This window comes from Sphingobacterium sp. 40-24, from assembly GCF_001899705.1.
Lineage (GTDB): Bacteria > Bacteroidota > Bacteroidia > Sphingobacteriales > Sphingobacteriaceae > Sphingobacterium > Sphingobacterium multivorum.
The window spans coordinates 208,235-224,233 of the sequence record NZ_MKWH01000060.1 but is presented as its reverse complement, the minus strand read 5'-3'; the positions used below and the strand labels follow the sequence as shown (position 1 = coordinate 224,233).

At 41.4% G+C, this 15,999-nt stretch carries 8 protein-coding genes; 3 read left to right on the top strand and 5 right to left on the bottom strand.

The window, feature by feature from the left end; translation table 11 throughout:
• Positions 1 to 206: 206 nt before the first annotated feature.
• Positions 207 to 1,304, bottom strand: a complete 1,098-nt coding sequence (locus BGP15_RS22570) for a mandelate racemase/muconate lactonizing enzyme family protein (RefSeq protein WP_286770797.1) — start codon at positions 1,302 to 1,304, stop codon at positions 207 to 209.
• 303 nt (positions 1,305 to 1,607) lie between these two features.
• On the opposite strand from BGP15_RS22570, the gene gltB reads away from it, so the two are divergent.
• Together gltB and BGP15_RS22560 are read left to right on the top strand one after the other, a co-directional pair.
• Entirely contained in the window at positions 1,608 to 6,122 is a 4,515-nt protein-coding gene (gene gltB, locus BGP15_RS22565) for a glutamate synthase large subunit (RefSeq protein ID WP_046674106.1), read from the top strand.
• A 17-nt stretch (positions 6,123 to 6,139) separates the two neighbouring features.
• Positions 6,140 to 7,600, top strand: a complete 1,461-nt coding sequence (locus BGP15_RS22560; protein ID WP_070560674.1) for a glutamate synthase subunit beta — start codon at positions 6,140 to 6,142, stop codon at positions 7,598 to 7,600.
• Between the two features lie 148 nt (positions 7,601 to 7,748).
• On the opposite strand, the gene BGP15_RS22555 is transcribed toward BGP15_RS22560, so the two are convergent.
• Positions 7,749 to 9,038 carry an esterase-like activity of phytase family protein gene (locus BGP15_RS22555; RefSeq protein WP_286770796.1) on the bottom strand — a complete coding sequence of 430 codons (1,290 nt, stop codon included), beginning with the start codon at positions 9,036 to 9,038 and terminating at the stop codon, positions 7,749 to 7,751.
• A 347-nt stretch (positions 9,039 to 9,385) separates the two neighbouring features.
• On the opposite strand from BGP15_RS22555, the gene BGP15_RS22550 reads away from it, so the two are divergent.
• Positions 9,386 to 12,424 carry a DUF2135 domain-containing protein gene (locus tag BGP15_RS22550; protein WP_286770795.1) on the top strand — a complete coding sequence of 1,013 codons (3,039 nt, stop codon included), beginning with the start codon at positions 9,386 to 9,388 and terminating at the stop codon, positions 12,422 to 12,424.
• Positions 12,425 to 12,563: 139 nt separating this feature from the next.
• Here BGP15_RS22550 and BGP15_RS22545 read toward each other — a convergent pair whose 3' ends face one another.
• From BGP15_RS22545 to tgt, 3 genes are all read right to left on the bottom strand, one after another.
• Complete coding sequence (locus BGP15_RS22545) at positions 12,564 to 13,475, bottom strand: DMT family transporter (RefSeq protein ID WP_070560678.1); 912 nt, start codon at positions 13,473 to 13,475, stop codon at positions 12,564 to 12,566.
• Between the two features lie 96 nt (positions 13,476 to 13,571).
• Positions 13,572 to 14,648, bottom strand: a complete 1,077-nt coding sequence (locus BGP15_RS22540) for an LptF/LptG family permease (RefSeq protein WP_046674188.1) — start codon at positions 14,646 to 14,648, stop codon at positions 13,572 to 13,574.
• Between the two features lie 27 nt (positions 14,649 to 14,675).
• Entirely contained in the window at positions 14,676 to 15,806 is a 1,131-nt protein-coding gene (tgt, locus tag BGP15_RS22535; RefSeq protein WP_070560679.1) for a tRNA guanosine(34) transglycosylase Tgt, read from the bottom strand.
• Positions 15,807 to 15,999 lie beyond the last annotated feature (193 nt).

Sequence of the window (15,999 nt, the reverse complement as noted above, 5' to 3'; positions counted from 1 at the left end):
TATAAAGCTATAACTTATTTTTCAGTTTTACAACTTAAAAATAAGTTCATCGAAGGAATTCAATCAAAAAAAGGCAATTAAAACCTACTTTTTCAACAACTTAGAGAAAAACAAATAGGCCGCTATCAAGAAGATAATGATAATAATCAGGACAATAATCTCTTGTGTCCCTATTCCCCAGTTCATACTATTCATATTTCTTCAATTTAAATGATCCATTTCTCGCATTGATCTAAAAATGTCTGTTCCATATCTGCTCCGATTCCAATTTGGTCTGAGATATGTATTTTGTATCCGTCATATTGAATACCACCTATAACAGGGTCCTTCAGATGGCCAACCATACAGGTGTCCAGATCAAAAAACTTGACATTCGGTGCTGCATAAGCGAAATGTACTTTAGCAGCTAAAGCCAAGCGAGATTCCAACATCCCTCCGATCATACAAGTAATACCGTATTCCGCCGCAATATGATTAATTTTTAAGGCTTCCTGTATGCCTCCTGATTTCGAAAATTTAATATTGATATAATCGCAAGCATCCGCTTTGCAGAGACGCTCTGCGTCATGGTGAGAATAAATGGATTCATCCGCCATCAGGGGAACAATTGTTTCTGCACGCAATTGCGGTAAATATTCGTCGTCCCATGTACGCATCGGTTGCTCGCAAAATTGTATCTTAAAAGGTTCCAACCCCTGTAATGCTTCTAATGCCTCCTCATAAGACCAGCCTTGGTTTGCATCAACACGAATAGGCATTTCGAATCCAACAGCCTTACGTATTTCACGTATACGCGCAATATCTGTTTTTGGATCCTTTCCCAACTTAACTTTCAACATGACCGCACCTTCGCTCTGTAAACGTTTTGCTTTCAACGCCATCTCTTCTGGAGACGCAATTCCCAAGGTGATATCTGTCGTAATCTCTCGCTTCGCTCCCTTTAGAAATTGATAAAGTGGCAGACCAGCATGTTTGGCCGCCAGATCATGCAAGGCCATATCAAAAGCTGATTTGATCGTCTTGTTACCGGCGATATATAGGTCCAATTCTGATAAACGCTCTTCTATAGCCAAAGGATCGCGCCCCTTCCAAATCTTTGCAAAATCCCGTGCCAGAACTAAACAAGTATCTTGTGTTTCTCCTACGATCATCGGAAAGGCAGAACATTCGCCCACACCATATATATTAGCATCTGTATATATACGTATAAAAGTATTTTGCGCATAATCCATCGTCCCTGTTGCGATAACAAAAGGTTCCATAGGAATGCTTAGTCGATAAATTTCAATTTCAGTTATTTTCATCTCACTCTTTAGTTAAGCCATGTCGATACAGCATAAAGGATATGCAATACTTTGCCTAATTTATATATATTCTTGCAATCTTGGGATGATTTTTCCATATCCCACAAAAAATATTGCCAAATGTTGCATTATTCAGCGATGCATCAAACTGAATTGATTGCGGCGAATATCAAATACAATATCGGCAACAAAACATATCAAAAGAAATGATAAAATCAAACTAAATACATTTTCATTATAATATTTATAATATTTCCGTTTTTTATTCCTATATTAGCAATGTATAATATTTGAAAAGGAAAGATGATTCAACAAAGACCGAAAACGGAGGGCCTCTACGACCCTAATTTTGAGCATGACGCCTGTGGGGTAGGCTTTGTCGCCCATATCAAAGGGAATAAATCACACGCACAAGTAAAAGATGCATTAACCATGTTGGAGAATATGGAGCACCGTGGTGCTTGTGGCTGTGACCCAGAAAGCGGTGATGGAGCGGGTATCATGATCCAGCTTCCCCATGAATTTTTATGGGAAGAATGTATCAACTTGGGTATACAATTGGAAGAGCCAGGTTATTATGGCACAGGTATGGTCTTTCTTCCAAAAGAAGAAGACATGAACAAAATATGTCGGGATTTGATTGAGGAAGCGGCAGCAGAAAGGGGTATGAAATTCCTTGGCTACCGTCCAGTACCAGTCAATCGTGAAGGTATTGGACCAACAGCGCTCAGTGCAGAACCTGAAATAGTCCAATTTTTTGTTAGCAGACCGGACGGCGTTTCAAACACTGAAGAATTTGAACGCAAACTTTTTGTACTACGTCGCCTGATCATTCAAAAAGTTAAACAACAACAAGAATACCCTCTCCCCCTTTACTTTGCATCGCTTTCTTGCAAAACAATTATTTACAAAGGTCAATTAACAACATACCAGGTCGGAACTTATTATCTTGATTTACGCGATCCTCGTGTGGTATCTGCTTTTGGCTTAGTTCACTCGCGCTTTTCCACCAATACTTTTCCTTCATGGTCCCTCGCTCAGCCATTCCGTATGCTGGCACACAATGGCGAGATCAATACATTGACAGGTAACCTGAATTGGTTTTACGCAGGTATGCGCGCTTTATCATCGCCGTATTTTACGGAAGAAGAGATGGAAATCTTACTTCCTATTGTTGACCGTGGTCAATCAGATTCTGCCTGCCTTGACAATGTAGCCGAACTTCTTTTACATAGCGGACGTAGTCTCACCCATGTGATGTTGATGTTGGTCCCTGAGGCTTGGGATGGCAATACGCAAATGGATCCTTTAAAACGTGCTTTCTACGAATATCACGCAACCTTGATGGAGCCTTGGGATGGTCCTGCAGCACTCTGCTTCACCGATGGCAAGCATATTGGTGCTACATTAGACCGCAACGGCTTACGCCCGCTACGTTATGCCGTAACCTCAGACGACCGCGTCGTTGTTGCTTCTGAAGCAGGGGCACTTCCGATCGAGGAGTCTACCATCATCAAAAAAGGCCGTCAACAAGCAGGCAAGATTTTCCTTGTCGACATGGAACAAGGCCGTATCCTCACCGATAACGAAGTAAAAGATCAATTGATCAACCAACAGCCTTATAGTGATTGGTTGGACAACTATAAAATTAAGCTAGAAGAACTGGAAGAACCTCGTGTAACCTACACCTATCTTTCCAAAGATTCTGTTTTCAAATATCAAAAGACATTTGGTTTCTCCCGCGAGGATCTAGAAACCATCCTGACCCCAATGGCATTGACAGGATACGAACCAACAGGCTCCATGGGGTCCGATGTTCCGCTAGCCATTCTTTCCGATCAACCACAGCATATTTCAAGTTATTTTAAGCAATTTTTTGCCCAAGTAACCAACCCACCGATCGATCCGATTCGCGAACGCTTGGTCATGAGTTTAGCAACATTTATCGGTAACGCAGGCAATATCCTAATCGAAGACAAGAAATTCTGTCACTGTGTAACCTTACCGCATCCGATCCTGACCTCTAAAGAACTGGAGAAATTGCGTTCGATCGATACAGGATTGTTCCAAGCAAAAACCATCCAGTCTTACTTCCGCTCAGATGGTAAACCTGGATCATTGGAAGCCGGTCTGGAACGCTTGTGCCGCTATGCGGATGATGCTGTACGTGATGGTTTTGAAGTACTCATTCTTTCGGATCGTGCGATTGACTCCAAACATGCAGCTATACCTTCATTACTTGCTGTTTCGGCAGTACATCACCACTTGATCAAAACAGGTAATCGTGGTGCTGTAGGCCTAGTGGTCGAAGCCGGTGATGCTTGGGAAGTACACCATTTTGCCTGCCTATTGGCATTCGGTGCCACTGCGATCAATCCTTATATGGCCTTGGCAAGTATCCGTACCATGAAGGAGCAAAACACCTTGGATACCGAACTGACTTGGCCTGAACTATCCAAAAATTACGTCAAAGCCGTTAACAATGGTTTGTTGAAAATTTTCTCCAAAATGGGGATCTCCACGTTGCAATCCTACCATGGTGCACAGATCTTTGAGGTACTTGGTATTGACAAGTCTGTTGTCGATAAATTCTTTTGCGGAGCTGTCTCACGTATCGGCGGTATGACTTTGGATGATCTGGCTAAAGAAGCTCTTTCAAAACATTGGCGCGGATTTGAAAAAAGCCGTACTCCACAAAATCTATTGCCAGAAGGCGGTATTTATCAATGGAAGCGTCGTGGTGAAGGCCACCTTTGGAATCCAGACACGATTCACCTATTGCAACAGGCCTGTCGCACTGGAGATTATGCGACCTATAAAAAATACGCGCAGAAAATCAATGAGCAAAAAGAACACATGTTTACCCTTCGCGGATTGTTGGACTTTGCAAAACATCGCAATTCTATTCCATTGGAGCAAGTAGAACCTGCTAGTGAAATTCTAAAACGTTTCGCAACCGGCGCGATGTCTTTTGGATCAATTTCCCACGAAGCGCATAGCACCCTTGCCATCGCCATGAACCGCATCGGCGCAAAATCGAACACCGGTGAAGGCGGCGAAGATGAATTGCGTTATCAACCGCTTCCAAATGGAGATTCTATGCGCTCGGCAATAAAACAGGTAGCCTCGGCTCGTTTTGGTGTTACTTCCAACTATCTGACACAAGCAGACGAACTACAAATCAAAATGGCGCAAGGTGCCAAACCGGGAGAAGGAGGTCAATTACCTGGCCCCAAAGTGGATGCCTGGATAGCAAAAACCAGACACTCTACACCGGGTGTCGGTCTAATTTCACCACCACCCCATCACGATATTTACTCCATCGAAGATTTAGCGCAGCTGATCTTTGACCTAAAGAATGCTAACCGTCAAGCAAGAATCAACGTAAAGTTGGTCTCTAAAGCGGGTGTTGGTACCATTGCTGCCGGAGTGGCGAAGGCCCATGCCGACGTGATTCTTATCGCAGGTTTTGATGGTGGTACAGGTGCATCCCCGATCAGTTCAATCAAACACGCTGGATTGCCTTGGGAATTAGGGCTTGCAGAAGCGCATCAGACACTTGTTAAAAACAAATTGCGCAGTCGCGTTGTGTTGCAGGCGGACGGTCAGGTAAAAACAGGTCGTGACATCATCATCGCCACACTATTGGGCGCTGAGGAATGGGGCGTATCTACAGCAGCATTGGTTGCCGGTGGCTGTATCATGATGCGTAAATGCCACTTGAATACATGCCCTGTAGGTGTTGCAACGCAAGATCCAGAACTGCGTAAATTATTCTCTGGAAAACCAGAAGATATTGTCAACTTATTTACCTTCCTAGCAGAGGAAGTCCGTGAAACGATGGCTTATCTTGGCTTCCGCACCATCAACGAGATGGTCGGGCGGGCTCAGTTCTTAAAGAAACGGGAAAATATAGACCATTGGAAAGCTAAGAAAATTGATTTCACAGACATTCTACATGTGGAACGCAACGAGCCTGGACAATCGTTATACAATACCGAAGAGCAGGATCACGGTATGGCCATGATTTTGGATTGGGGCTTATTAAAACAATCCAAGTTGGCTTTAGAAAGCAAAACGCCTGTATTTGGCACATTTAAAGTAAAAAACACAGACCGTACCATCGGAACCATGCTGTCCAATGAAATTTCAAAACTTTATGGTTCAGAAGGTCTTCCAGACAATACCATCAATTTCAAATTTGAAGGTTCTGCCGGACAGAGTTTTGGTGCATTTTCAACGAAAGGTCTTTCATTTGAATTACAAGGTGAAGCCAATGACTATGTTGGAAAAGGACTATCAGGAGCTCAGTTAGCCATCTATCCAGTTGCAGAAAGTGCTCTAGTACCGGAAGATAATATCATTATTGGCAACGTTGCACTATTTGGAGCAACATCTGGGCATCTATTCGTCAACGGACAGGCCGGTGAACGCTTCGCCGTCCGTAACTCTGGTGCAACAGCTGTAGTTGAAGGTGTTGGTGACCATGGCTGTGAGTACATGACAGGGGGGCGTGCGCTGATCTTGGGTGCTACAGGTCGTAACTTTGCTGCCGGAATGAGCGGTGGTATTGCGTGGATCTACGACATTAATGAAGATTTCCGCGAAAACTGTAATCAGGAAATGGTCGATCTGGATCCATTGGAAAGTGAAGACGAAACCGCAATTATCGCCTTACTGAAACGTCATATCTTGCTCACCAATAGCCGTAGAGCAGATTTCATACTACAAAATTGGTCAAGAGAAAAAAATAAATTCATTAAGGTATTCCCGAGAGAATACAAAAATGTCATTCGTCAAAAATTAGTTGAAGCATAATATAGGAAGCACAGATCATGGGAAAAATTACAGGTTTTAAAGAATTTGAGCGCGTGCTTCCAACAAAAGAAGCTGTGGAAGGTCGCGTACAGCACTATAAAGAATTCAATAAAGGGTATTCTGAGAACGAGCTCAATAAGCAGGCCGCGCGCTGCATGGACTGCGGTATTCCATTTTGTCATTCAGGTTGTCCACTGGGCAATGTCATCCCTGAATTTAACGATGCCGTATACGATGGAAAATGGGAAGAGGCCTATCAGATTTTGTCCTCCACCAATAACTTCCCTGAATTTACAGGTAGAATATGTCCGGCACCATGCGAATCAGCCTGTGTACTTGGTATACATAGTACTCCGATCACTATCGAGGAGATCGAAAAACATATTATCGAGATTGCTTTTAAAAAGGGTTATGTCAAAGCACATAAAAGTTATTTAAAAACAGGCAAACGCGTCGCCGTCGTGGGCTCCGGTCCAGCCGGACTAGCGGCTGCTGCTCAGCTCAATAAAGCAGGACACGATGTTGTTGTTTTCGAACGTGATGATCAGGTTGGAGGATTACTCCGCTACGGTATTCCGGATTTTAAATTAGAAAAATCGGTGATCGATCGCCGTGTCAATCTCCTGAAAGAATCGGGAATAGAATTCAAGGTGAATACAGAAGTTGGCAAAGACATCAGCTTTTATGAATTAAAAGCTTATGATGCTGTTATATTGGCAACAGGCTCTACCGTTCCATGGCACATGCAATTACCAGGGCATGAAGCTAAAGGCATACATTTTGCCATGGACTTTCTGACCCAGCAAAATAAAGAAGTAAGTGGAATTGCTATCGAACAAGACCGCATCCTGGCAACAGACAAACATGTTGTTGTCATCGGTGATGGTGATACCGGATCAGACTGTATTGGTACATCCAATCGTCATCGTGCAAAAAGTATCACACAGATTGCCCGCAAACCTACACCTTCTAAACAACGTCTAAAGAACAATCCTTGGCCAATGGACAAGCTCACATTCGGAACCTCCTCTTCTCAGGAAGAAGGCTGTGAAAGACTTTGGGCTACAGAAACGCAAGAATTTGTTAAAGATGAAGATGGCCATATCAAAGCTATAAAAATCAAAGAGGTTCAATACGAAGTTGATGAATTTGGAAAAAGAACCCGCTTAGGAGAATCCGAGATCCGTGAAATACCAGCAGACCTCGTCTTATTGGCTATTGGTTATCAACACACTGAACATACGCTCCTAGAACAATTGGGTGTACGTGTCGATGAAAAAGGAAATATCCTTGCAAATGATAAAGACTACCAAACGACAATTGATAATATCTTCACTGCTGGAGATTGCCGTAAAGGCCAGTCGCTTGTTGTTTGGGCCATCTCTGAAGGACGCGAATGTGCTCGAAAAGTAGACGAATACTTAATGGGGTATTCAGAGCTTGAAAGCAAGGACTTCCTGGCAACAATAAATGCTTAAAAGAAGGAAGTTCTCAATAGAGAGATCATACCAGTGATATGCTAAGCTACGTTTAGACTTCGTAACAAGGATAAAAGCTTGGACAGCACAAAACATAAAAAGGTCCGTTGAGAATTCAACGGACCTTTTTATAATTAATAGTTAGTCACTATTTCAATGGATCCTTAAGTTTAACAAAATAAATACTGTTTTTGTCTACGGTCTTTATATAAGGTAATATTTTCGTCGCATAAAAACCTTTTCCCGTTACCCCAAAATCATCATCATTACATACCGCGATCAGAGATGGATTAATGACAGCCAGGCCCTCAGCTTTATCATGCGGATACAATTCCTTGATATCCGTCATTAAATCGGCGACCAATGTCTTATTGACTGGTTTAATATTATATTTTGCCAATGTAGCCGCGTCTTTGAGTTCCTCCACAGTTTTACCATCAAATAATTTCCCCGTTGCCGTATTATTCGCATCTGAGATATCTGTTGCGCCAGAAAGATCTATTTTATAAATCTTCTTAAATACAGTAGAACGAGTTGTTTCTGTCGCGTATTCCCCGTCACGTTCCAATACAATAAATGTTGAATTGCTCACGGCAGCGATTTCACTTACTGCCTGCAAATCGGTACGCTCCATCATATAGACATATTGTTTCGTGACGCCGCTCGCAATATCCAGCGTAACAATACGGATTGCCAATGAATTTTTAATCGCATCTTTAGATGGATTATAAAGTGGAAATTGCATAATTCCGACCAGTGTTTTACCATCTCGTGTAAGCGTCAATCCTTCCATTCCACGATTAGGACGACGTTTGGCAAATACCAAAGGCAACTTTTTACCCGTAGACCACGGATTGATCCGCTCTATTTCCTTTCCCGAAGCGTCAAAATGAACGATATGTGGTCCGTATTCGTCACTGACCCACCAAGAACCATCCGCCGCTCTCGCTAGTCCCTCTGAATCGATTCCATCCTCACTTTTCCCTAGATCATTACCATCAACCCCCAATGCTTTTTCCCCAGAACCACCTTTCCCTTCTGGATTTGGTAGACCATTCAATTTCACACCATCTTTATTTTTCAATTCGATAAAAGATTCCAATGTTAGCGTATTGTCTTTTAATCTGAATTTACCGATCTGCGGTGTAAATGTTGGCGAAGCAAATACTTTACTATCATTTTCCGTCCCATCAATATTTGGTCCCCTATCCGTTAAAAGATAAAATATAGATTTATCAGTAGGATCTTGAGCCATCGATGATCCATAACCCCCATTATACACTTTTACCCCATTAACATCAATCAATACTTTGGGATCTGTTGCTATGGCCTTTTCGGGATAGGTCAGTTCAATCGGATCAGTAATCTGCGATACGTCATCTTTACTACATGAAGCACATAATAGGGCCAACGCCAATACACTGTATATTTTTTTCATCTGTCTAAATTTTTCAAATAATGCTTACTGTTATCCATATTTCGGACACGTTCAACTAGTTAAATTTCATTCTTATCGTCTTGCTTAGGCTATAACACAGCAGGTTTTGTCTACACAATCCATGCGCAGTGGGCAACCCAACGGTATTGCAAACATAAAAGCCAAATATTAGCCAATGATTAACATAAGTTTAAATAAACTGCATCAACCGTAAAAAACACGGTATAAAAATTAATTATCCTCGATTATGGAATTTTGAATTTCCCGGCATCACTACAAGAATAAATAGCTAATTGTGCAGCGAATTAACAGTATATTCTCTGCCCTCACCTACTAAAAATAGAAAGATGAAAAAGATCATAGTTGCCCTTTGCATAATTTTGGTATTTTCCAATGTGGACACGAAATCTCAGATCAGAACTACACGCGAAATACCAAGCTTAAAAATTAAAGATGGCGATGGCCAGCAAAACAAGGTGATATTGGCAGACCTAAAAATAGCTGTCGTCATATTCGGAGATATAGCCAAAACGACGATGACAATGGTCTTTGATAACAAGACCAACCGCGATCTCGAGGGCGAACTGACATTCCCTATGCCCGAAGGTGTCTCCGTGAGCGGCTACGCCTTAGATATCAACGGCAAATTACGACAAGCAGTTCCAGTCGATAAGAATAAAGGAACCGAAGTATTTGAAAGTATAGAAACACGCCGCATTGATCCGGGTTTATTGGAAAAAGTCGAAGGAAATAATTTCCGAACTCGAATTTACCCTTTACCAGCGAATGGGAAGCGTACCGTTCAGATTAGCTATTCAGAAAATCTGACCACAACATCGGATCAGGCTCGGTACTACCATCTACCCTTAAACTATAGTTCCCCCATTGAAAACTTCGCATTGGATATTCATGTCTTTCAAAATACCGATAAGCCAGATTTCACCGAGAAACCAGACGGTTCTTTGGCTTTCTCACAGCATAACAGCAATTACACAGCTTCTTTACATAAACAACAGTTTAAATCCCAGCGAAATTTAGTTCTTCAACTGCCGACAGGCAACAAGGAAGCATCTGGCCTATTTCAGGAAAATGGGGATAAAAGCTTCTACTTTCTTGCCAATGTAACGGCAAACGCGACAAAATCTACTCAAAAAAAATGGGGGCACAGTATTGGAATTATATGGGACCGCTCGCTCAGCAGTAAAAATAGAGATATAGAAAAGGAACTCGCCCTATTAGATCTCTTTTTTAAAGAAAACCCCAATATGACTGTCGATCTCGGCTTATTGGATATCCGCTTTGTAAAAGGTCATACGTTTCAGGTACGACAAGGTAATTGGAATGATCTCAAAAACTACATCAAAGGAATTGACTACGATGGCGGCACAGACTATAGTCAAATAAAAACCGGTGTAATACAGGCCAACAATTACCTGCTGTTTAGCGATGGCCTTTCTACATTTGGTCAAAGTAAAATCAACCTTGACAATCCAGTTTATTGCATTACTTCGTCCAATGGATCGGACTACGGTGTCCTAAAACAAATTTCCCAGAAACATCTTGGAAAGATGATCAATTTAGCCAATACCTCAACAACTGAAGCGTACCATAAGCTAAATACGATAGACCTTATTTACCTGGGGATAAAAGAAAAAAATGATTTTGAGGAAGTTTATCCTCAAAAAGGCACGCCAGTACAAGCCAATTTTTCTCTCGCAGGCGTAGGGAAACGCCCGGGATTAAAGCAGATCACCGTACTTGTAGGAGATGGGCAACAAGCACCGAAAGAGATTAGTATAGCGCTACAGCCTGACCATGGTGAAATTGACCTACAGCAGATCTGGGCACAAAAGAAAATTGAAGCGTTGGATCTTCAATACGAAGACAATCGTGAAGAAATTGAAACTCTTGGCAAACAGTTCGGTATTGTTACCCGAAATACCAGCCTGATTGTACTGGAAACCACAGAAGATTACGTACGTTATGCAATAACTCCGCCCGCCGAATTGCTTTCCGAATTCAAGCGGCTCATCAAAGAAGAACATATAGAAAAGGAAGAACGTGTAGCAGACTTGTTGGATCAGGCTCAAGACATTACCAAACAGCTTCAGTCCTGGTGGAATACCGATTTTCAGCAAAAAAAGAAATACCCAACGCGTAAAAGATTGATCTCCATCCCTGACCTTGCTGTTGCCGAAGAGACGGCTACCGGAGTTGTTCCTGCTACACCTATACCGTCGCGTCCTTCAGCTAGCCCTGCCGCGACAGCACGAGCCGAAGAACTCAGGTCATCAGCTGCCGCTAGTGAAAAAAGAGTGGTCGCCGAAGGCAATTCAAATACCGCCAAAGCTGTTACCAGTGAATTGGCGATGGCGGCATCTGATGATGTTCTTCAGGATTTCGCTGTTGTTCAATCCTTAGAAGAACGCCTAGCTGGCATACAAACGACAAGCAGCATCAACAGCATACATGGAAAAATAAGCATCCCTGAAATTAAAGAAGACCAAGCCTATTTACAGGACCTTAATCAATCCAAAGATCCTTACAAAAGCTATCTCCAACTTCGGAATCAGTATATGGGAACGCCAACTTTTTATTTCGATGTCGCAAACTTCTTTTTCAAAAGAGGAGATCACAACAAAGCCTTACTCATCTTAAGCGCACTTGCAGACTTACAAATTGAAAATGCAGATCTCTACAAAACCATTTCCTATAAGTTACGGGAATGGGGAGATTACGACAATGCACTGTTCATTACTGCAAAGGTATTAAAATGGCGTCCCATGGATCCACAAAGCCACCGCGATTATGCCCTCGTTTTACAAGACAAAGGTATGTTTAAGGAGGCGCTAGAACAATTATATGGGATTTTGACCCAGAGCTACTCCCCAGAAGCAGCCGATCGCGATGATGGTATTGAAGAAACATTGGTCATGGAAATCAATAATCTCATTAAAGTAAACAAAGCTGCTAGCTCCAAAGTTGCCGTGAACAAAAAATTGATTGCTGACCTACCCGTCGACATGCGTGTTGTCATCAATTGGAATTCACGAAACACAGATATCGACCTTTGGGTAACTGATCCAAATCAAGAAAAATGCTTCTATAGTAATCCAGCCACAGCCATTGGGGGCCGACTCAGCAATGACTTTACTGGTGGTTATGGCCCTGAGCAATTTTTATTAAAAAAAGCTTTAAAAGGAAAATACAAAATTGAAGTTGACTTCTATAACGATGATTCCCTTACTTTAGCAGGACCTGCAGCGGTAATGGCCGAAATTTACACCTACTATAGCAGTGGCAAGCAAGAACGAAAAATCGTTACGATCTATCTTGACCGCAATAAAGAGCGCAATATTGGGATTGGCGAATTTTCATTCCAGTAGATGAGCAGAGACAGAAGGTGTCCAAAAAGACAAATCAAACCCTTTAAAAATTGCATCTATGAAATGATGCTTTAGGGGAAAGGTATATAACCACATGAAATCGGGGCTATCCAAAAAGATTGGATAGCCCCGATTTCAATTAATGCAATTTACGAATAACAAGATCTTTTTGTCTATTCTCTAATTTCGTTTTGACATAAGGGTAAGTGAATACTGCTCCCAAAACGATACAAGCACCAAGATAAAACCCACCGCTCATGGTCTCCTTTTGTCCAAATATCAACATCGCCAACAGAATACCATAAACAGGTTCCAGATTTGTTGTCAGCGCAACAGTAAAAGCAGATAATTCCTTCATGACAGCAACCCCCATAACATAGGCCACCGCCGTACAAACCACACCTAACAACAGCAGATAAATTAAATCTTGCTGTCCCAATTTCATTTCAGCATTGAAATCTCCTGTAAACAACATCAATATGCTGATCCAGAAGCATGCCCCCATCATCTCATAGAACGTAATCAAGGTCGGGCTCGATTTTTTAACCATGCGCGCATTGGCGATAGAAAATATACTCGCGCAAAACGCACAGCCGAGCCCCGCCAATAGACCAACGAGGTAATGTGTTTCAAAAGAAAAGATTGTATAAATACCGATGATAATGACCAAACCAACAACAATATCCAACAGCGCAATACGCTTTTTATTCACAATAGGCTCCAATATTGCTGTAAATAAGGTCACAGAGGATAGCGTAACCAATGTCACCGATACGGTAGATACTTTGATCGAATAAAAAAATAATACCCAATGCAGCCCAACAACGGCCCCCACCATAAAAAACTGGAGAAATTGTTTCCTCGAAACTACAATAGACTGTTTGGTTACCAAGAAATAGATCAACAGCGCGATAGACGCTATTGCAACACGATACCACACTAAATGAAGGGCAGATACGGAAATCAGACTACCCAAAATTCCGGTAAATCCCCAAATGAGTATTGTTAAATGCAGAATTAGAATATTCCGATTTAATTGAATTTTAGTCATATTCTCTAGAATACATTTGTATAGAAATGATGAGCAATACCTATTATTTCCCTTTATAAGGCAGGCTCACTGAAGTTATTGAAAACTAACAAAAAATTACTTTGGCGCTTTTATCGCCAGGTATAGTGCTACCAAAAAGAAGGTAACATTCGGAATTAATACGGCTATCAACGGTGGCAGTCCCCCTTTCAAAGAAAACATAGTTGCAAACTGTATAAATACGATATACGTAAAACTTAGCGCGATACCAATACCAAGACTCAATCCTATCCCCCCACGCACTTTCTTGGATGACAGTGCCACACCCATCAAGGTCAATACAAAAGCTGAAAATGGATATACGTAACGCTTGTATTTCTCCAGTAATAAATCGTTCATGACTCCGGTTCCCCTGATCTCCTCCTTATGGATACGAATATTTAATTCGCGTGTATCCATGGCGGTAAACATATTATCACGTACCTCAAAATCAGAAGGTTTCATATCCAAGGTTGTGTCTTTAACAGCTCCTTTGTCCATGCGTTCATGTAGTCCATTGATAATACGATTGGTATACCCTTCGATCTTCCATTTTGTCGCCACCGAGTCCCACGTAATACGATCAGCCATCATTTTCTCCTTAAGGGTATCCCCTTTGAAAATTTCAAGTACAAATCCGTAGCCTGTTTTGGTAGAATTATCAAAGTTGTCTATATAAACATAGCTGTTTTTGTCCAGTTGCATATGGGTAGAAACCCTCGAGTTATCCTTAGGTGGCTTTACATAGATATTTTCAAAATCAACCTTCATCTTATTGGTCTTCGGAATAATAAAGATGTTAAATACCAAAGAAATGGCAAAGATTAGGGTTGCAGCGATCATGTAGGGACGAAGCAAACGGTTAAAGCTATATCCGGCACTGAGAATCGGGACAATTTCGGTTTGGTCTGCCATCTTTGAGGTAAAGAAAATAACCGCAATAAAGTTGATCAGCGGACAAAGAAAATTTAGGTAAAAGGGAATAAACCCTGCATAATACTCAAAAATAATCTTATCGAGGGGAGCATGATATTTTAAAAAATCATCCAATCGTTCGGACACGTCAAAAACCACCATGACAACAGTAAATATTGCCATAGTGAATAAAAAAGTACTTAGATACTTTTTGATGATGTAACGATCGATTAACGACAGCATTTTTTTAACTTGAGCTATTTAGTTTTACAAACGTTGATCCAATATTTTCACCATTTTGTTTTTCCAATCGTAGAAAGTTCCATCAATGATTCGCTCCCTAGCCTGATTCACCAACCAAAGGTAAAAATGTAAATTATGTAAAGAAGCAATTTGTGCTCCAAGAATTTCCTGCGATTTAATCAAATGTCTTAGATAAGCTTTCGAATAAAATTGATCTGCCTGCAGATCACTCTCCGCTTCTATTGGTGAAAAATCATCTTTCCACTTTTCATTTTTGATATTGATAATACCATTTTGCGTGAAAAGCATACCATTTCTAGCATTACGGGTTGGCATAACGCAATCGAACATATCCACCCCTAAAGCAATATTTTCAAGGATATTTACCGGTGTACCTACCCCCATGAGATAACGTGGCTTGTCATGTGGTAAGATATCACAGACAACTTCGGTCATCGCATACATTTCTTCCGCCGGTTCGCCTACCGACAATCCACCAATCGCATTTCCTTCGCGGTTAAACGAAGCGATAGTCTCCGCAGATTTTATCCTTAAATCTTTGTAAACAGATCCTTGAACGATTGGAAACAAAGTCTGGTCATATCCATAAAGCGGATCTGTACTATCAAAACGATCCACACAGCGTTTCAGCCAACGATGGGTCATATCCAAAGAACGACGTGCATACCCATAATCACATGGATAAGGCGTACACTCGTCAAATGCCATAATGATATCCGCACCGATAATACGTTGTGTATCCATGACATTCTCTGGTGTAAATAGATGTTTTGATCCATCAATATGGGAACGAAAGGTAACCCCCTCTTCTTTGATTTTACGTACTTCGGTCAACGAATACACCTGATAACCACCGGAATCCGTTAAAATAGGTCGATCCCAACCATTAAATTTATGCAGCCCGCCCGCCTTATTCAACACATTCAATCCGGGACGTAAATAGAGATGGTACGTATTACCCAGAATAATCTGTGCTTCAATATCGTTCTTCAATTCATGTTGATGAATTGCTTTCACTGTACCTGCCGTACCAACAGGCATAAAAATAGGTGTTTGAATGGGACCGTGTGCAGTTTCGACAACACCTGCACGTGCTTTTGACAATTTATCTTGTGCTTGTAGCGTAAATTTCATTAATATTTTTCCTCTGAGACTATTTCTATTTTAAAGGATGATTTGCCATGGACATGGCGATATCGGCATTTGGTGTAAAAAATTAAAAACTCATTTTCAGTCAGTTGTAACTTAAAAAGTCGTTATAGCTTTTCTAATTTTCACCCAAGCTCGGATTCATCCCTAGAATACGTTGCAAAAATACTATAAAAAG